The sequence below is a fragment of the Arthrobacter sp. NPDC093128 genome (assembly GCF_040683875.1).
Classification (GTDB): domain Bacteria; phylum Actinomycetota; class Actinomycetes; order Actinomycetales; family Micrococcaceae; genus Arthrobacter.
The window spans coordinates 1-19,667 of the sequence record NZ_JBFBEY010000017.1; the positions used below are offsets into that span (position 1 = coordinate 1).

Sequence of the window (19,667 nt, forward strand, 5' to 3'; positions counted from 1 at the left end):
AACAGGCATAACGAAATCCATGACGGACCTTCCCCCGCTCTGAGCACCGGCCCCGGCAACAGGGAACCTGTCACACAACAGCCTGACACACAGGGGTTTCCCTGTGTGTCAGGCGATCCCGCACCATTCCAGCGAACTCGCCACCGACGGTAAAAAAGTTCTTGACAAATAAAATTGTCGGTGGCGATACTTAAGCCATGTTGGACATCGAAGTGATCGAGGACCCGGCGGCGGCCGAAGCCTCACTGGACCCCATCCGCACCCGCATCCTCCGGGAGCTTGCGGAACCCGGCTCGGCCACCCAGCTCGCCGCGAAGGTGGGGCTGCCGCGGCAGAAGGTGAACTACCACCTCAAGGCGCTGGAGCGGCACGGCCTGGTGGAGCTTGTTGAGGAGCGCCGGAGGGGCAACGTCACGGAGCGCGTCCTGCAGGCCACCGCGGCGTCCTACCTCATTTCGCCCGTGGCACTGGCCTCTGTGGCGCCCGATCCGCACCGGTTTGCGGACCGGTTCTCCGCCTTCTGGCTGCTGGCGCTTGCCGGGCGCATGGTCCAGGAAGTGGGGAAGCTCATCGCCGGGGCAGCCGCCGCGCGGCAGAAACTCGCAACGTTCGCGATCGACGGCGAGATCACCTTCCGTACCGCCGCCGACCGTGCCGCCTTTGCCGAAGAGCTCGGCGTGGCAGTCACCCGGCTGGTGGACAAGTACCACGACGACGGCGGGCCGGGCGGGCGGAAGCACCGGATCGTCGTCGCGCTTCATCCCGCACTCAAACAACCAAACAAAATTACCCCGTCCGGGGAAACGGAAAAGGAGCAGGACAATGACTGACGACCGTAAATTCGAGATTGTTTACGATACCGAGCTGCCCGGCACCCCGGAGCGTGTCTGGGAAGCCGTCACCAAGGGCACGCCCGGCTGGATGTTCCCGACTGACCAGTGGCCGGACGTGAAGACCGTCGAGGAGTACCCGCAGCACCTGGTGTCCCGCATGGACGGGCCCGACGGCTGGTTCAACCAGCTGGAGCATGTCTTGGAACCGCTCGAGGGCGGCCGGGCCCGGCTCCATTACGTGCACAGCGGCATCTTCGCGGACAACTGGGACCAGCAGTACGACGGCGCAAGCAAGCACACGGAGTTCTATCTCCACACACTGGGGCAGTACCTGAAGTACTTCGACGGCCAGCCCGTGGTGTTCACGGACATCCAGGGCCCCGCCGCTTCCCAGACGCCGGAAGGCTTTGTGCAGCTGAAGAAGGCCCTCGGTGTGGAGGTCGCGTCGCAGGGGGACACGTTCGATGTGGAGGTCGACGGCATCGGCCGGCTCAGGGGGCAGGTGGACTTCTCCAACAAGAACTTCCTGGGCCTGCGGACAGCGGACACCATGTACCGGTTCTTTGGCCGCAACGTGTTCGGTGCCCCGGTGGGCATGACCGTCCACGATTTCAGTGGCACCGGGGATCCGGAGGCCACAGCCGAGGCCTGGGGTGACTACCTCGAGAAGGTCTACGCGTAGGATTCCGCGGGCCGGGCCGCCCTGGTCAGCGACGCGCAAAATGCCTGACGATACGCAAAGTGCCTGGCGCTACCGGAATACCGGCGCGTCAGGCATTTTGCGCGTCATAAATGAATGCCGCACCATGGCGACCTTCAGGTCCTTCTCGTTGGGGCTGCTTTCCGACTTTCGCTACTGGACGGTGCTCGCTCCAGCGCATCAGGTGGTGGCGGTGTGGACAAGATCCACTTCCCGCTTTCACCTCTATTGTTAAGCGCATAGGCTGCGGTTAATAAGCGCACAGGCTGCGTGTTAAGGGGAGTGGTGGCAGTGGCGAAGAGTCCGACTGTTTATGACGTTGCGGAGCGGGCAGGGGTTTCGATAGCCACGGTTTCGTTTGCTTTCAGCCAGCCCCACCGGGTCAAAGATTCGACGAGGAACTCTGTCCTGGATGCTGCTCGGGCTCTCGGGTATGTGCCCAGCGCCAGCGCCCGCGGCTTGGCCAAGGGTCGCACGGGGGCCCTTGGGCTCTTTTCGTTCGATTTCCTGAATTTCCTGCCCGATGCGGAGGGTATGAAGAAAGACCGCGCCGCTGCTGTCGTGGCGCCTAATGATGATTGCCGCCTGTTCCCGGTGTGGGTTGACGAGGTTCAGCGGGGTGTTCAGTTGGAGAGCTTTAGCCGGGGCTACGCGCTGATGATCGGCGGCGGCAACAAGGCCAGCAGCGAAAGGGCAGTGACTGACATTGCCGGGCGAGTCGACGGGCTCATCATTTTTCCGCGCACCATTCCTGCCGAAGTAACGCGGCGTATCTCTGCCCGAATACCCGTTCTTGAGCTCTCTGAACCCTCGCACGATGACGGGCTTCACCACGTCACTGTGGACAATGCCTCGGGTATGCGGCAGCTCATGGAACACCTCTTTGAAGTTCACGGGTTCCGGAAGCTGATGTTTGTCAGTATCCCGAATGTCGAGACGGAAGCAAGGTACGAGGCTTTCAGCGCTGCGCTGCGGGACCGTGGATTAGAGGTTCCGCCCGTGGTAGAGAGCCGGCCTGGCGCCAGCGGAGTGACTTCCGAGCTGATCAGGAATCTCCTGAAATCCAGTACGCTTCCCGACTGTTTCGTTTGCGCGAATGATGAAGAAGCGTTGGTAGTCATGGAGACACTCAAGGCCGCTGGGGTCTCCGTACCGGGACAGGTGGCTGTCACCGGTTTTGATGGCGTCGTCGCCGGCCGGCTTGTCAGCCCCACACTGACCACGGTCCGCCAGCCGATGGAACTCATGGGGCGCACGGCCGTGGAAATCCTCGTCGACGCCATCTCTCAACCCGTTGCCCCCCTCGTCGAAAGGCAGCTGCCGGTACGGCTTGTAGTACGCGAAAGCTGCGGCTGCACGGAAAAGTAACTTGAACAGCCAATAGCCCAAAAACTGTTGTCAAAATCACAGTAATGCGCTTAGATTGAGTCAACACCCCGATCTAAGCGCATTGAGGACTTTTTTCCTTACTATCTAAGCGCATATATTCCGGAGTCTTAGCTGGATAATCGGCGCTGCGAGGCGTCTGACTGAAGGGAACAACGATGATCCAAACCACTGTGGACACGCGTGTCCGAATGAGGAAAATCGCGGCGCTTGGCCTTGCCGCGGGGCTGTTGCTGACCGGCTGCGGTCGCGACAATCCGGTCTCGAGCGGCCCGGAGCCCGCCAAGGCAATCGCGAGCGGTGCCGCTACTGGCACGATAAATTTGTGGGCGCAGGGAGGGGAGGCACAGTTGCTTCCCGAGCTCGTGAAGGATTTCGAGGCTGAGAACCCTGGGGTGAAGGTCAATGTCACGGCAATCCCGTGGGATGCCGCGCACAACAAGTACCAGACGGCGATCGCCGGAGGTACCACCCCGGATCTCGCCCAGATGGGCACAACCTGGATGACTGACTTCAGTGATGCCTTCGATCCGAAGCCGGCCGAGCTTGATACTTCTGGATTCTTCGCCAGCTCCGTCAAATCCACCGAGGTCAGCGGCGCCACCCTGGGTGTGCCGTGGTACGTCGACACGCGGGTCCTCTACTACCGCAAGGACCTTGCCGCCAAGGCGGGATACCCGGAATTCCCCACGACTTGGGACGGCCTGACCTCTATGGCGAAGGCCCTGAAGTCGCAGGACGGAGTGAAATACCCACTCCAGCTGCCGGTGTCCGGTGCCGATTCCTTCCAGTCCATGCTTCCGTTCCTTTGGTCCAACGGCGCACAGTTCATCAGCGGGGACAACTCGAAGTGGACGTTCGACACTCCGGAGATCGTGGAAGCGCTGAAGTACTACCAGAGCTTCTTCACCGAAGAGCTGGCCAACAAGAACCCCGCAACAGGGGCAGGCGCCGGCGAAGCGGCCTTCGTCAACGGCGAGGCCCCGGTGCTGATCCTGGGACCATCCGGCCTCGCTCAGTTCAACAAGGCAGGCGGTCCCGGTTTCGAGGACAAGTACACGGTGGCGCCGTTCCCCAAGAAGGTCAGTGGAACGTCCTTCATCGGCGGGTCGGACATGGTGGTCTTCAAGGACGCGAAGAACCGGGACGGAGCCTGGAAGCTCGCTCAGTGGTTGTCCAAGCCGGAAGTCCAAATCAAGTGGTACAAGGCATCGGGAAGCCTTCCCGCGCTGGAGAGTGCGTGGAAGGACCCCAGCCTGGCCGATGACAAGAAGCTCGCCGTCTTCGGTGAGCAGTTGAAGGACACCAACTTCCCTCCCACCATCCCGACCTGGACCCAGGTCGCGGCAGCAGCAGACACGCAGCTGGAACAGATCGTCAAGGCCGGTAAGGACCCCGCAGCGGCCATGAAAGAGCTGCAGGCCGCCGCCGACTCGATCGGGACCGGGAAGTAGTCATGGCCGTCACAACGGAAACGGGGCAGACGGGCGGGACTCCGTCCGCTGGCCTGCCCCGGACTCCGGAACACCGCAGTCCCGCCTCTAGACGCCGTCGGAAGACACTGGTCGCATGGATGTTCGCTTTGCCGTTCGTCCTCATTTTCGGGCTCTTTATGCTGATGCCGTTGCTGTCCTCTTTCGTGATGTCCTTTACGGACTTCACGAGTAAGGACGTCCGGAATCCGTTCGCCGTTGGGTTCGTCGGCCTGGACCAGTTCGTGGAACTCTTCGGCAACCAGCAGTTCCTTCACTCAATGCTCAACACGGGCTACTTCGTCGTCGTCGGAATCCCGTTGACAATGGCAGCTGGCCTGGCCCTGGCGGTGGCGCTGAATAACGGGATCACCCGGTTCCGGAGCGCCTTTAGGGTCGGCTTCTACACACCGGTGGTGACCAGCATCGTCGCCATCGCGGTCGTGTGGAGGTTCATCCTGCAACCGGACGGTCTGCTGAACATCGTGCTGGGCTGGGTGGGCATCGAGGGGCCGGATTGGCTGAACAGCACCGAATGGTCGATGCCGGCGATGATCCTGATGGCTGTCTGGCGCAATATGGGCACCCTGATGATCATCTTCCTGGCCGGGCTGCAGAACGTCCCCACCGAGGTCCTGGAAGCGGCCCAGGTGGACGGCGCCAATGCCTGGCAAAGGTTCGTCAGGGTCACGCTCCCCATCCTGCGCCCCACCCTGCTGCTGGGGGCCGTCCTGCTTTCGGTCGGGTTCCTGCAGTTCTTCGAGGAGCCTTTCGTGATGACCAAGGGTGGCCCCCTGGACTCCACGCTCTCGGTGAGCTATTTCACCTTCAACCAGTTCGGGTTCGGTAAGTATGGCCTGGCCTCGGCTGCCAGCTACGTGCTGTTCATAGCCATCGCGCTGCTGAGCCTGATCCAGTTCCGTACCCTCCGCTCCAAAGACTGAAGCGAGTAGACGATGACCGATACAAAAACCGCTCCCGCAGCGCCCGCCCGCCCGGCCCCCCGGCGGGCCGTCACACCCCGCCGGAAGCACTCCACCATCGGAAAACAGGCCTGGGTATATGGCGGACTGGTGCTTGCCGGAGCCGCGACCGTGCTGCCCTTTGTCTGGATGCTGTTGGGATCCTTCAAAACCCAGGGAGAGCTCCTGCGGCGGCCCGTCACATGGTGGCCGCAGGACCCCACACTGGACAATTACGTGCGCTGGTTCAGCGAATTGCACATAGACCTGTTCTTCACGAACAGCATGATTGTTGCCGTCGTCACGGTACTGGGGAACCTCCTGTTCTGTTCGATGGTGGGCTATGCGCTGGCGAAGATGGACTTCGCCGGAAAGAAGGTCCTGTTCCTGCTGGTGATGGTGACCATGATGGTTCCGGGCGTCGTGACGTTCGTTCCGTTGTTTGTCATGGTCAGCAAGTTGGGCCTGGTCAACACCTATCCGGCGCTGATCCTGCCGTTCCTGGTCTCGCCGCTGGGCGTTTTCCTGATGCGGCAGTTCATGATGGGGATACCGGATTCCCTGATCGAGGCGGCCAGGATCGACGGAGCAGGCGAACTTCGGACCTTCACGCGGATTGTTATGCCCTTGTGCGGGCCGCCGCTGGCGACACTGGGGATCCTCACGTTCCTCGGATCATGGAACAACTTCCTCTGGCCCCTTGTGGCTGCCCAGAGCGAGGACAAGTACACGCTGCCCGTTGCGTTGTCGTTGTTCTCGACCGGTGAGAGCGCGACAGACTACGGCCTGCTGCTGGCCGGCTCGGTGCTGGTCATCGCCCCCATTGTGGCCCTGTTTATCGCCCTGCAGCGATTCTTCATCCAGGGAGTGGCCGCGACCGGCATCAAGTAAGTCCTCCAGCCGTTTCTCCCCGTACCCGGACCTACACCCAAGGAAGCAAACGATGACCATCCCCGCTGAATCGTCCAGCCGAACTCCCGGACGGCACACCACCGGCCTGGTGGCGAAATTTCGAAAACGCTCAGTAGCGGCCATCGCTGCTACGGCGATCCTGGCGGCGTCGTCCGGGGGCGCCCCCGCGGTGGCAAAGGAGGAATCGCCACATGCGCGCGTGTGGCTCACCACGGTGGACCAGTCTCAGCTTCTTGCTGAGCAGGCGCCGGTACCGTTCGGATCCGCTGCCTCGTCACACCCGACGATCGTGATCGATCCGGAGACGACGTACCAGAGCATGGATGGCTTCGGTGCCTCCATTACGGATTCTTCGGCGGCCGTGCTCTCTGCCCTCAGCCCGGCGGAGCGTGACGCGACCATGCGCAGGCTGTTCGACCCCGCAGCCGGTATCGGCGTCAGTTTCCTGCGCCAGCCCATGGGCTCATCGGACTTCACCGCGGCAGCTGAGCACTACACCTATGACGACGTGCCACTGGGCGAGACAGACTTCGGCCTGGACAAGTTCAGCATCGGCCACGACGAGGCGCAGATCCTGCCGCTGCTGCGCCAGGCGAAAAAACTCAACCCGGCACTCAAGGTGGTCGCCACCCCATGGAGCCCGCCGGCATGGATGAAAACCGGCGACTCCCTCAACGGGGGCACACTCAAAGCCGGCGCAGCCTACGCGGATGTCTACGCCAACTACCTCACGCACTTTGTGACCGCCTACAAGGACGCGGGCGTGCCCATCGACTATCTCACCGTGCAGAACGAGCCACAGTTCCGAAAACCGGATGGCTACCCGGGCACGGACATGCCCGTGGCCGACGAGGCCAGGGTGATCTCGGCCCTCGGGCCCATGCTCAAGCGTGAGAGCCCGGGCACGAAGATCCTCGGCTATGACCACAACTGGGCGACACACCCGGGTGACATCGCGAATACCCCGGCCGGCCAGGACCCGGAAACCGACTACGCCTCGAAACTGTTGTCAAGCAAGGCATCGAAATGGATCACCGGTACCGCCTTCCACTGCTACTACGGTGACCCCAGCGCCCAGACGGCGCTGCACAACCAGTACCCCGACAAAGGCATCTGGTTCACCGAATGCTCCGGCTCACACGGGATTGATGACCCGCCCGCGAAGACCTTCCGCGACACCCTCGTTTGGCACGCCCGAAATATCACCCTGGGCGTCACCCGCAACTGGTCGAAAACGGCGGTGAACTGGAACATTGCCCTGGACGAAAACGGCGGGCCGCGTCTGGGTGGGTGCGGTACCTGCACAGGCCTGGTCACCACACATCCGGACGGCACCGTGACCACCAACGCCGAGTACTACACCATCGGCCACCTGTCCAAGTTCGTAAAGCCCGGCGCCGTGCGCATCGCCAGCACCTCCTTCGGCACCCCAGGCTGGAACGGGCAGATCATGAACGCCGCCTTCCGCAACCCTGACGGCTCCACAGCCCTCGTAGTCCACAACGAAAACGACGATCCACGCTCCTTCGCGGTCTCCGTCGGCTCGCGGACGTTCGAATACACCCTTCCCGGTGGCGCACTGGCCACCTTCACGTGGCCGGCTTCTGAAGCACTCGACGACGCCCACGCACCGGTAGATATCAGCGGTGCGACGGCGACCGCCACCAGCGGCACGACCGATGCCAGGCTCGCCGTCGACGGCGATGCTTCCACGCGGTGGTCAAGTGGCCAGACGCAGTCAGCAGGCCAGAACCTCACATTTGACCTGGGCAAGGCAAAGAAGTTCAGCCGGGTGGCAGTGGACTCCGGCGGCAGCCTCGGGGACTACGCCCGCAACTGGCAGCTTGAGACCTCCGCCGATGGCTCGAACTGGACAGTTAAGGCCAGTGGCACTGGCAGCGCGCAGCTCACGAACATCGACGTGGCAGCCACGAAGGCCCGCTATCTGCGCATCTCCTCCACAGGCGACGCAGGTAACTGGTGGAGCATCGCTGACGTCCGCCTGTACAGCTGAACTCAGGAAATAAACCTCACGGGATTCGGTGATATTCCATCGTCTTCCCGCCACAGCCCACCTACAAGGAAACGAATGTCATATTCAATTCAGCTGTTCACCCTCCGCAACGCCATGCAGGACGACCTTCCGGGCACCGTCCGCAGGGTCGCAGGGATCGGTTTCACCCAGGTCGAGCCCTACGACTTCGTGGCCACAGCCAAGGAGCTTGGTGCCGCACTTGCTGAGAACGGTCTATCGGCACCTTCCGGCCACGCACCGCTGATGAGTCAGGATCAGGACGAAATCTTTGGGGCTGCCAAGGAGTTGGGCATCGCCACGGTGATTGACCCCTTCCTGCCGGCAGAGCACTGGCAAAAGGCCGAGGACATCCGCGTTACGGCCGAAAAGCTCAATGCCGCGGCGAAGAAGGGCGCCGCGTACGGCATCCGCGTGGGGTATCACAATCACGAGTGGGAACTGGAGTCAATGATCGAGGGCCAAACCGCCCTCGAGTACTTCGCCGGGCTGCTGGACCCGGAGGTTGTCTTGGAGGTGGACGTTTACTGGGCGGCAGTCGGAGGCCAGGATCCTGAAGCCCTCCTCCGGCGCCTCGGTGACCGGGTGAAGTTCATCCATATCAAGGACGGCCCGCTAACTACCGACATCAAGGCCCAGCAACCCGCGGGCCAGGGCCGGATTGCCGTCCTGGAAGTCATTGCGGCGGCCAGATCCCTCGAGGTGGGTGTCGTTGAGTTCGACGACTATGTAGGGGACATCTTCGATGGCATCACCCAAAGCCTGCGCTATCTGGAGCACGCAGCAGTGAACGCAGGAGAGCTGGCATGAGCGGCGTCGCCACCGGCCGCGGGCCGGTCGGCGTCGCCGTTATCGGCGCCGGCAACATCAGCAAACAGTACCTGGACAACCTCACAGGCTTCCCTGACCTGAAAGTCCACATGATCGCGGACCTGTTCGAGGATGCTGCCGCGTCCCGCGCGAAGGAATACGGCATTCCGGAGTTTGGCGGGGTTGAGGCGGCGCTGACCCATCCCGACGTCGAAATCATCGTGAACCTGACCATCCCGGCCGCGCACGTGGAAGTGGCAACCGCCGCGGTTCGGGCGGGAAAGCACGTCTGGACCGAAAAGCCGTTTTCGCTGGACCGGGAGTCGGGGCTTGGCTTGCTGAAGGCTGCCGACGCCGCGGGCATCCGGCTCGGCTGCGCCCCGGATACGTTCCTGGGTGCCGGGCTGCAGACTGCGCGACGGATCATTGAACGAGGGGACATCGGCACGCCGCTCACGGCCATGACCACGTTCCAAACACCCGGCCCGGAATCCTGGCACCCCAACCCTGGCTTCCTGTTCCAGCACGGCGCCGGCCCGCTGTTCGACATGGGGCCGTACTACCTCACGGCCCTCGTTCAGACCTTCGGGTCTGTCCGCAGGGTCGCGGCCCTTGGGTCCAAGGCCATGGACGTGCGCGCTATCGGTTCCGGCCCGAAGGCAGGCGAGAAATTCACTGTCGAGGTCCCCACCCATGTCTCCGCCATGGCCCAGTTCGACAGCGGGGCGTCTTCCCACAGTGTCTTCAGCTTCGAGTCCCCGCGTGAACGGACGGGCTTTGTGGAGATCACCGGGACTGACGCCACCATCTCGCTCCCGGACCCCAACGAATTCGGCGGCGATGTCCGTATCTGGAGGGCCGGGGACGAGGACTGGACGGTCATCCCGGCCACCGGTCCCGCGAACGGCCGCGGATTGGGCGTGCTGGATATGGCTCGTTCCATCCGGACAGGCGTTCCACATCGGGCAACCGGCAACCTCGCCTACCACGTCCTCGACACCATGGTCTCGGTCTCCGAATCCATCGAATCCGGCACCTTCATCGATATTGAAAGCTCCGCTCCGACCTCCGCTGCACTCCCAGAGGACTGGGAACCGTCGGCCCAAACACTCTAGGAAACTTCGCGATGACTTCCGCAGATCAAAATCCGCAGCAGGATCAGACCCGCCCCCTCGGCGTGGCCCTGATCGGTTACGCCTTCATGGGGAAGGCCCACTCGAACGCGTGGCGGAACGTCGCCAGCTTCTTCGATGTCCCCGCCTTCGAACAGACACTCCTCGTTGGCCGGGACGCCAGCCAGGTGGCCGAAGCCGCAACCAGGTACGGCTGGGCAGAGTCCGCGACGGACTGGCGTGCCGTTCTGGACCGGGATGACATCGATATCGTGGACATCTGCGCCCCGGGCTGGATGCACGCCGAGATAGCGATCGCGGCACTTGAAGCAGGCAAACATGTGTTGGTGGAGAAGCCGCTGGCGAACACCACCGCCGAAGCCGAAGCCATGACTGCTGCGGCGGCCTCTGCCCGTACCCAAGGCGTGCAGTCGATGATCGGCTTCAACTACCGCCGCGTCCCGGCGCTGGCTTTGGCGCGCCAACTGATCGCGGAGGGCCGTCTCGGGACCATTCGGCACGTCCGGGCCGCGTACCTGCAGGACTGGCTCTCCGACGCCGAATCGCCCATGACCTGGCGCCTTCGAAAAGAAACCGCAGGTTCCGGGGCGCTGGGCGACATTGCCTCCCACGCCATTGACCAGATCGGCTACCTCACGGGGCAAACGGTTCTTGAAACCTCGGGCGTGCTGAAGACCTTCGTGACACAGCGCCCCGGTCCTGCCGGGTTGGAGGACGTCACGGTGGATGACGCGGCGTGGGCGACATTCTGGCTCACGGGAGGCATGGGAGCTTCTGTCGAAGCGTCGCGGGTGGCCACCGGTCAGAAGAATAGCCTCCAGATCGAGGTCTACGGCAGCGGGGGAGCCCTGACGTTCAATCTGGAAAACCTGAATGAGCTGAATTTCCTGGACGCCGACGCCCCGGTTCGGGAGCAAGGATTCCGCCGGATCCTGGTCAATGAACCCCAGCACCCCTATCTGGAGGCCTGGTGGCCCCAGGGCCACATCATCGGCTGGGAGCACACGTTCACACACCAGATCCGTGACTTCCTGACGGCAATTAGCTCCGGCGAGGCACCGTCGCCGTCGTTCGAAGAAGGCCTCCAGGTCCAACGAGTGCTGGCCGCCGTCGAAGAGTCAGCCCACAACAAAAGCGCCATAACCCCGGTCCATCAATCCGTTATGGCCAGTTCAGCGTCACAGATACAAGGGGCCTGACATGCCCCGCCCGTATACCCTGTTCACCGGCCAGTGGGCCGACCTCCCGTTCGAGGAAGTCGCGCGCCTGGCCTCCGAGCGTTTTCCCGATCAGGCGATGGCGACGGCGGGCGTGTGCCGGAGGCTGCGCCGCAGCTGGGGTGCGGCGTCGAGCCTGTCCTGGGCCGAGCGAATGGCCAGGACAGCGGTCTCCAACTGCGCAGGCGGAAGGGTGAAAGGGACGCGCAGGTAGTGCTCGAAGGCCCCGCCCACGCCGAACCTGGGCCCGGCTGCCAGCCTGACTCCAACGTCGGGGCCCATGACCGTCAGTGCGGTGCTGATCGGCGCTGGCAGCCGGCACCAAATGCTTAGCCCGCCGGCGGGCCGTTCCGGCTGCCAGTCCGGGAGGATCGCGCCGATCAGCTCAAGCAGCGCGGCCCGGTTCCCGCGCAGGGCCTCCAGCCGGGCCGGCAGTGGTTCCGCGAGCGACCGGACCAGGTGCGCAGCAGCCAGCTGTTCCACCACGGGCCCGCCCAGGTCCATGGTGGTCCGGGTGGCGGCGAAGCGCTGGATCAGGGATGTGCCGGCCCGGATCCAGCCGGTGCGCAGCCCGGCCCAGTGCGACTTGCTCAGGGACCCGATGGTTACCGCCGCGGGACTGAAGGCCGCCACCGGGGCCGTGGAGACGCCGTCGAGATTCAGCTCGCGCAGCGTCTCGTCCACCACCAGCACCGTTCCGGCTGCGGCGGCGGCCTGGACGAGCCTGCGGCGCTGGGGGTCGGACATTATCCGGCCGGTGGGGTTGTGGAAATCCGGCACGACGTAGGCCATCTTGGGTCGCTGCTGCATCATGGCGGCTTCCATGCCGTCCACGTCCCAGCCGTGCCCGTGCGGGAGGGCGACAGGCACCGGCCGGCAGCCGCTGGCGCGGATGGCATCCAGGGCGTGCGGGTAGGTGGGATGGTCCACGAGCACCTTGTCCTGCCGGCCGGCCAGGGTGCGGAGCACGATGTTCAGCGCATGCTGCGCGCCTGACGTCACCAGGATCTGGTCTGCCGTGGTGGGAACCCCGGCGTCGGAATACCGGGCAGCGATCGCCTCACGGAGCGGTGCAATGCCAATGGCGTCGTAACCAAAGCCTGGAAGGAGTGCCGGGAGCTCCGTCAGCGCGGCGGCGAAGGCGCGGTGCACCACTTCGCCGCTGGCCGGCAGTGACGCGTAGGCAAGGTCGAGCAGGCCAGGCGGCGGCGCTAGTCCCGGCGCACCGGCGAGGGCGTTTGGGCTGATCAGGTCGGTGGAACCGCCGGGGCCGTTGCTGCCCGCCGGCATCCGCCGGGGAATGCAGGTCCGGCCCCGGCTGCCCTGCCGGCTGCTGAGGAATCCCTGTTCACGCAGGCTGGAGTAGGCAGCGGTCACGGTGGTCCGGCTGACCCCCAAGGTTTCGGCCAGTGCCCGCTCGCTCGGCAGCGCCATGTCCAGCGGGACGCGGCCGTCCAGGACCAGCAGGCGTACGACGTCGGCCAGCTCGCGGTAGGCGGGCGCCGCGCCGCGGTTCCATTCGCCGAGGAGCCGTGCCAGTGCAGTGGGGTTCAGGGAGCCGGACATGTAGCCAGTATCTCAAACTGGATATGGATTGCAAGGCCAGTTTTGACGGAGGATGGATCTCATGATGACCCGCAGACTCCTTCAACTGTTCACCGGCCTGGCTATGTACGGCATATCGCTGGCCATGTTCATCCGTGCCGGACTTGGCCTTGACCCCTGGGATGTTTTCCACCAGGGCGTTGCAGGTAAAACCGGACTCTCCATCGGAGCCGTGGTTGTCATTGTCAGTTTCCTCGTCCTGCTCCTGTGGATTCCGCTGCGGCAGTGGCCCGGGTTCGGCACCCTGTGCAACGCCGTCCTGGTGGGTGTTTTCGCGGATGTGGGGCTGGCGCTGATTCCGGAGTTCTCGCACCTGGGCGGCCAGATCGGCATGCTGGCGGGTGCCGTGCTGCTGAACGGGATCGCGTCGGCCTGCTACATCGGCGCACGGTTCGGCCCCGGCGCCCGCGACGGACTCATGACCGGGCTTGCGCGGCGGACCGGATGGTCGGTCCGTACCTCGCGGACCGGAATCGAAATCGTCGTTCTGGGCACGGGCTGGCTGCTGGGCGGCTCCGTGGGCGTAGGCACGGTGGTTTACGCCCTGGCCATCGGCCCGCTGGTTCAGTTGCTGTTGCCGCGGTTCACCGTGCCGGAGGCACGGAAGGACCGTGCCGGCAAGGGTGCCGGCGCGGGTTCCGACGAAGCCAGCGAACCCGGGACAGGGGAGCAGTCCCAGGCTGCGGTGACGGCCGCCTGAGTGCGGCGCCGGCTCGTGTATGCGTCAGGCTCTTGTTCCCGGCGGCGGCTGGCATCTCGGGCAGAAGTAGATGTCCCGCTCTTCGGTCCCGGTCCCTGTGAGGGTGTCTCTGGCGAGCACGCCGCGGCGGATGGGCGTCCCGCATTTCAGGCACGGCTGGTGCTCGCGACCGTATACCCAGTATCCAGGCCTTCCGGCCATTCTGCCCACCGGTGCTCCGCGGGCGTTGAGCACGGTGGTGCGCCGCCCCGGTCCCAGGTTGGCCTCCAGCAATTGCTTGGCATCGGCCATTAGTGCGGGCAGGTCCGTTACCTCGGAGACGGGCGCGGCGGGATGGATGCCGGACAGGAAGCATGCCTCGCAGCGGTAGATATTGCCGATGCCGGCCAGGTTGCGCTGGTCCAGCAGGGCCACGCCGATGGGAACATCGGGCGCAGCGAGCAGCCGCCGTTCCGCCTCGGCTATGTCCCAGTCCGGGCCGAGAAGGTCCGGCCCAAGGTGGCCGACGACGGAGTCCTCGTCAGCGGTGCGGACCACTTCCAGGATGCCGAGGGAAAACCCGACGGCGTCCGCCGTGGCGGTCCGCAGCACGCACCGGGCCGTGAATCCCGGTTTCCGCCAGCGGCCTCCGGGAGGATAGACCTGCCAGGCGCCTTCCATCTTTAGGTGGGAGTGGATGGTCAGCCGTTCCTCCGCCGGACCCCGGAGCCGCATCAGCAGGTGCTTGCCGCGGGGAACCACCTCGTCCACTGTCCAGCCGTCGAGCTTGAGCGTGGCAAATCTGGGCACCCGGAAGTCGGAGGCCGTGAGTCGCTGTCCGGCCAGAGCGGCGTGCAGTTGCGCCGCGGCCCGCCAGACGGAATCGCCTTCAGGCACGGATTCTCAGTCCCTTCGGAGTGGAATAGGCGCCGGCGTGGGTCAAAGCGGCTGCCGCAGGCGTGTCCAGGATGCCGTGGCCGTTGACCTTCTCCATGATGAGCTTGTCCACCGCGCCGCGCTTCACCACCCCCACCAGGGCTGCCGCGGAGGCGGCGAGAATTTCCGGATCTTCATCGAAGGCGAGGAGTGTCTTGCCGCCGCGCTCCACGTAGAGGACCAGGAACCCGTCGACCATGACCACGAGGGCTCCTGCCTTCCGCCCCGGGCGGTGGCCGCTGCCGGCCTCCACACTGAGCGCGGGCCAGGCCAACGCCGCGCCGTAGGGATTGGCGGGGTCCGTCGCGGCGAGGGCCAGGGCAACAGGCTCCGGCTTCGCCAGCTGGGTGTCCTCCGTGTAGGACCGCAGCCGGTCCACCGTGGCCGGCACGGCAAACTGGGCGGCGCCGAGGTGCTCGATGAAATAACCCCGGCGGCAGCGTCCGGCTTCCTCCAGCCTGGCGAGGACCTTGTACATCAGCCCAAAGCCGCCCAGGATGTTCTCCGCCATGACTGATCCGCGGGTAACGACGCCGTACCTGTCCAGCAGCAGCTCCGCCGTGGCGCGGGCGTGGATGGTCGGGTCAAGTTCGGGCGACGGCAGGGCAGACCATCGGCCGGCCGCCAGCGGCGGGGTGGCGGCGGCACCTGTGACCGAGCCGTAACGCCCTCCGGTCAGCCCGGGAGATCCCAGCAGTCCGGTGCCGTGGGCGCGTCCCAGCCGGCTCATCCGGGGTGCGCGCGCCCGCGGTGCCCGGGCAACCTGCCGGTGGGCTGTGTGGCCGCCGGCGATCATGGCCCGGACCGGCGCGAACGTATCGCCGGTGATGCGCCCTGCCCACGCCAGGTCCCAGAGCGCAGCAACAACATCCTGGTCGCTCATCACGGCGTCCATGCCGCCCGCAATGTCCGTCAGCTGGCGGAAGAAGTAGCCGCCGCCATTGTTCTGCAGATGGTCCAGCAGCCGCTGCTGGGCGTCCCCGGGCTCGTAGTCAGCCGAGGGGTTCAGCGTGAGTTCGGCCGAGTCCGCCAGGTGCAGGCTCACCCATCCGTCGTTGCCGGGAAGCGCGCCGGCACCGGACCAGAGGACCTCGCCGGCCGCCATCAGCTCATCCAGCATCGCGGGCTGGTAGTCGGCCACCCGGCTGGCGAGGACGAGCGGTTCCCATGCCGAAGCCGGAACCGGCACGCCGGAGAGCTGATCGACGGCCGTGATGATGCCGTCCAGCCCGCGCAGGGCTGACTGGCCCCGGCCGCGTCCCGGGATTCGGACGTTCTGCCAGGCCGGAAGGAACCGGCCGTATGCAGCCGTATCCACGGGCTCCACTTCGGCACGCAGCGCCGCCAGCGACCGGCGGCGCAGTTTTCGCAGCACCTCGGCGTCACACCATTCACTGGTGCCGGCAAGTGCCACCACGGATGATGCGGGCGGGGCCTGGGCATCAGCGTCCCCCGTTTCCGGGTGGTCGGCGGCCGCCTGTTCGGGCGGCGCGGAATGCGGGCGGAACTCTCCTTCCACCACGCGGCCGTCCGCGGCAAGCCTCTTGAGCGCAGTGCTGACGACGGCGACGCCGAGTCCCAGCCTTGCCGCGGCTTCAGCTGCCGTGAAGGGTCCGTGGGTGCGGGCGTAGCGGGAGACGAGGTCCCCGAGGGGGTCGGCCACCGGCTCGATGAACGCCAGCGGCACCCCCATGGGCAGGGGCACTCCGATGGCATCCCGCAGGCGGGCGGCATCTTCCACGGCGGCAAAGCGCTCGGCACCGCCGATGTTCACCCGGAGTGCGCGGTTGGCCCGCTGGAGGGCGGTGAGGTGCGTGACGGCGTCGGCCACCGGGCCAGGCTCAACCACCAAGGGTTCCGCCGGCTCGGCAACCGGGGCCGGCTCGGCCACCGGGGCGGCGGGTTCCAGCCGTGCGGCCACTTCTTCGGGGGTCAGCGGACCGAGCATGCGCAGCAGGTCCGCGACGCCCTCCATCCCGCGCACCCGGCGGTCCGGCGCGAGCCGCTGCAGCTCCCGCTCGGTGGCCTCGATGACCTTGGTATCGAGCAGTTCGCGCAGCTCCACCCGGCCCAGGAGCTCATTCAGCAGGGTTGAATCCAGGGCCAGCGCGGCAGCCCGGCGCTCCGCAAGGGGTGAGTCGCCTTCATAGAGGAACTGCGCGACGTAGCCGAACAGCAGCGACTTCGCGAACGGGGAGGGCTGCTGCGTGGTGGTTTGGAGGATCCGCAGTTCACGCCGCTCGATGGACTCTGCAATGTCCTTCAGCGCCGGGAGGTCGTAGACGTCCTGCAGGCATTCACGCACGGTTTCCAGCACGATGGGAAACGTCGGATACTTCCGCGCCACGTCCAGCAACTGCGCGGACCGTTGGCGCTGCTGCCACAACGGCTGCCGCTTCCCCGGGTTTTGCCGGGGCAGCAGCAGCGCCCGGGCTGCACACTCACGGAAGCGCGAGGCAAAGAGGGCGCTGCCACCCACCTCGGCCGTGACGATCTGCTCCAGTTCCTCGGGTTCGAAGAGGAACAGCTCGGCACCCGGCGGTTCGTCCTCCATCATGGGAACCCGCAGCACGATGCCGTCGTCCGCAGCCATCGCGGAGCCGTCCATTCCGTAGCGCTGGTGGAGCCGCTGGCCCACGGCGAGGGCCCAGGGCGCGTGCACGGGCAGGCCGAAGGGGCTGTGCAGGACTACCCGCCAATCGCCCAGTTCGTCGTGGAACCGCTCCACCACGAGTGTGGTGTCGCTGGGGACCACTTCGGTGGCCAGCTTCTGTTCGGCCAAATACTGGATCAGGTTGTTCGCGGCAAAGTCGTCAAGCCCGCTGGCCTTGCACCGCTCCATGGCCGGTCCGACGTCGGACGCGGACAGTTCACGCACGAAGGCGCCCAGGGCGCGGCCCAGGTCCACCGGACGGCCCAGCGAATCCCCCTTCCAGAAGGGGAGCTTTCCCGGCTGGCCGAAGGCCGGGGACACCAGGACGCGGTCGTGCGTGATGTCCTCGATCTTCCAGCTGGTGGCACCGAGGGCGAAGATGTCGCCCACCCGGGATTCGTAGACCATCTCCTCGTCGAGTTCACCCACACGCCGGCCACCCTTGGCGGCGGAGGCCCCGGGACTGGCAGCCTTGCCCTCGCTGGAAGGCGAGGCAGAGCCTTCCACCTCGGTGCCGATGATGTAGACGCCAAAGAGCCCGCGGTCCGGAATGGTGCCGCCGGACGTCACGGCCAGCCGCTGCGCCCCGGGGCGGCCCTCGATGGTGCCGGCGTTCCGGTCCCAGATGATTCTGGGCCGGAGCTCGGCGAATTCGTCGGACGGGTAGCGGCCGGCCAGCAGGTCCAGCGTGGCCTCGAACGCGGACCGGGGGAGGGAAGCAAACGGGGCGGACCGGCGGACCGTGGAGAACCATTCCTCCACATCGATGGAGCCCAGGGCCGTGGCCGCCACCGTCTGCTGCGCCAGGATGTCCAGCGGGTTGGCGGGAACACTGAGCCGCTCGATCTTGCCGCCGAGCATCCGCTCCACGGTAATGGCCGTATGCACGAGGTCGGCACGGTGCTTGGGGAACAGGACGCCCTGGGACACTTCGCCCACCTGGTGACCGGCACGGCCCACCCGCTGCAGCCCGCTGGCCACGGACGGCGGCGACTCCACCTGGACCACCAGGTCCACAGCGCCCATGTCGATTCCGAGCTCCAGGGAGGACGTGGCGACCACGCACCGCAGCCGGCCCGACTTCAGGTCGTCCTCGATCAGCGCGCGCTGGTCCTTTGATACGGAACCGTGGTGGGCCCGTGCCAGCACGGGATCGGCGCCGGCGGTGCTGCCCGCCTGCGCCATCATGTGGGCCGGCGTCGCCGGTATGCCGGCGCCCGCGGCCGGCCCCGCCGACGGCAGGGCGGACTGTATTGCTGACGGCGAGGATTCGAAGTCCGGCGCCCCGGCGCCGAATTCGCCCCAGCCGCCGCCCGCCGCCACCAGTTCACGTTCGGCATGGATCTCGTTGAGGCGGGCCGTCAGGCGTTCGGCGAGGCGGCGCGAATTGGCGAACACAATCGTGGACTGGTTGGCCATCACCAGGTCCACGATCTTCTCCTCCACATGCGGCCAGATGGACGCCTGTGGCTGCAGCCCCGACGCGGGGCCGGAGTCGAACGCGCCGGCAGCCCCCTGCAGATCGGACATGTCCTCCACCGGAACGGACACGGTCAGGTCCCAGTTCTTCTTGGACGGCGGCGCCACGATTTCCACCGGGGCGGATCCTGCGAGGAACTGGGCCACGAGTTCGCGGGGCTCCACGGTGGCTGAGAGGCCGATCCGCTGCGCGGGTTTGGGCAGGAGCGCATCCAGCCGTTCCAGCGACACAGCCAGGTGCGCGCCGCGCTTGGTGCCGGCGACGGCGTGGACCTCGTCCACGATGATGGTGTCCACCTCCGCCAGGGTTTCCCGCGCCCGGGACGTGAGCATAAGGAACAGGGACTCCGGGGTGGTGATGAGGATGTCCGGCGGGTGGGAGAGCAGCGCGCGGCGGTCCGCCGTCGTCGTATCCCCCGAACGGACCCCCACGGTGATCAGCGGTGCGGGCAGGCCCAGCCGTTTGGCTGTCTGGGTGATGCCGATCAGCGGCGCCCGGAGGTTGCGTTCGACGTCGACGCCGAGCGCCTTGAGCGGCGATATGTACAGGACGCGGGTCTTGCGCCGGGGCGCCTTCGGTTTCCTGCCTTTGGCAGCCGGGTCCAGGCCGGGCAGTGCTTCCGGCTCGGCGGGAGCGGACGCCTGGAGGCGGTCGAGTGCCCAGAGGAATGCTGCGAGGGTTTTGCCGGAGCCGGTCGGGGCAACCACCAGCGCATGGGAGCCGGACGAAATGGCGTCCCAGGCCCCGTTTTGTGCGGGTGTGGGCGCGGAAAACGCACCGAGGAACCACTCCCTGGTGGACTGGCTGAACCTGTCCATGGTCCGCCCGGAAGAAGTCCCGCCGGCTGGCGTACCTGA

Annotated in this window: 14 protein-coding genes; 11 read left to right on the top strand and 3 right to left on the bottom strand. The window is 65.7% G+C overall.

From position 1 onward, the window contains the following. Positions 1–197 precede the first annotated feature (197 nt). From AB0N24_RS19135 to AB0N24_RS19180, 10 genes are all read left to right on the top strand, one after another. Positions 198–830 (top strand): helix-turn-helix domain-containing protein, encoded by a 633-nt coding sequence (locus tag AB0N24_RS19135; protein WP_364127615.1) that lies wholly within the window; start codon positions 198–200, stop codon positions 828–830. Further along, a complete protein-coding gene (locus tag AB0N24_RS19140) occupies positions 823–1,515 on the top strand; it encodes an SRPBCC domain-containing protein (protein WP_364127617.1) in 693 nt (230 codons plus the stop codon). Before AB0N24_RS19135 ends, AB0N24_RS19140 begins: the two co-directional genes overlap by 8 nt. A 309-nt stretch (positions 1,516–1,824) precedes the next feature. Next, positions 1,825–2,901: a LacI family DNA-binding transcriptional regulator gene (locus tag AB0N24_RS19145; protein WP_364127872.1), complete on the top strand. Its 1,077-nt coding sequence runs from the start codon at positions 1,825–1,827 to the stop codon at positions 2,899–2,901. A gap of 176 nt (positions 2,902–3,077) precedes the next feature. Continuing rightward, positions 3,078–4,373: a sugar ABC transporter substrate-binding protein gene (locus tag AB0N24_RS19150; protein WP_364127619.1), complete on the top strand. Its 1,296-nt coding sequence runs from the start codon at positions 3,078–3,080 to the stop codon at positions 4,371–4,373. Positions 4,374–4,492: 119 nt separating this feature from the next. Continuing rightward, positions 4,493–5,335, top strand: a complete 843-nt coding sequence (locus AB0N24_RS19155) for a sugar ABC transporter permease (RefSeq protein WP_364127621.1) — start codon at positions 4,493–4,495, stop codon at positions 5,333–5,335. A 12-nt stretch (positions 5,336–5,347) separates the two neighbouring features. After that, on the top strand, positions 5,348–6,244 hold the full coding sequence (locus AB0N24_RS19160) for a carbohydrate ABC transporter permease (RefSeq protein ID WP_364127624.1): 897 nt from the start codon (positions 5,348–5,350) through the stop codon (positions 6,242–6,244). A 52-nt stretch (positions 6,245–6,296) separates the two neighbouring features. Continuing rightward, entirely contained in the window at positions 6,297–8,279 is a 1,983-nt protein-coding gene (locus AB0N24_RS19165) for a discoidin domain-containing protein (protein ID WP_364127627.1), read from the top strand. A gap of 75 nt (positions 8,280–8,354) precedes the next feature. Next, positions 8,355–9,107, top strand: a complete 753-nt coding sequence (locus AB0N24_RS19170; RefSeq protein WP_364127630.1) for a sugar phosphate isomerase/epimerase — start codon at positions 8,355–8,357, stop codon at positions 9,105–9,107. Continuing rightward, positions 9,104–10,222: a Gfo/Idh/MocA family oxidoreductase gene (locus AB0N24_RS19175; protein WP_364127633.1), complete on the top strand. Its 1,119-nt coding sequence runs from the start codon at positions 9,104–9,106 to the stop codon at positions 10,220–10,222. Before AB0N24_RS19170 ends, AB0N24_RS19175 begins: the two co-directional genes overlap by 4 nt. A gap of 11 nt (positions 10,223–10,233) precedes the next feature. Beyond that, complete coding sequence (locus AB0N24_RS19180; protein ID WP_364127636.1) at positions 10,234–11,439, top strand: Gfo/Idh/MocA family oxidoreductase; 1,206 nt, start codon at positions 10,234–10,236, stop codon at positions 11,437–11,439. A gap of 90 nt (positions 11,440–11,529) precedes the next feature. Here AB0N24_RS19180 and AB0N24_RS19185 read toward each other — a convergent pair whose 3' ends face one another. Continuing rightward, positions 11,530–13,023, bottom strand: coding sequence for a PLP-dependent aminotransferase family protein (locus AB0N24_RS19185; RefSeq protein WP_364127639.1), 1,494 nt, complete (start codon positions 13,021–13,023; stop codon positions 11,530–11,532). Between the two features lie 61 nt (positions 13,024–13,084). On the opposite strand from AB0N24_RS19185, the gene AB0N24_RS19190 reads away from it, so the two are divergent. Further along, positions 13,085–13,762, top strand: coding sequence for a hypothetical protein (locus AB0N24_RS19190; protein WP_364127641.1), 678 nt, complete (start codon positions 13,085–13,087; stop codon positions 13,760–13,762). A 24-nt stretch (positions 13,763–13,786) separates the two neighbouring features. On the opposite strand, the gene AB0N24_RS19195 is transcribed toward AB0N24_RS19190, so the two are convergent. Further along, on the bottom strand, positions 13,787–14,638 hold the full coding sequence (locus tag AB0N24_RS19195; protein ID WP_364127643.1) for a DNA-formamidopyrimidine glycosylase family protein: 852 nt from the start codon (positions 14,636–14,638) through the stop codon (positions 13,787–13,789). Further along, positions 14,631–19,628 (bottom strand): ATP-dependent helicase, encoded by a 4,998-nt coding sequence (locus AB0N24_RS19200; RefSeq protein WP_364127646.1) that lies wholly within the window; start codon positions 19,626–19,628, stop codon positions 14,631–14,633. Before AB0N24_RS19200 ends, AB0N24_RS19195 begins: the two co-directional genes overlap by 8 nt. Between the last annotated feature and the right edge of the window lie 39 nt (positions 19,629–19,667).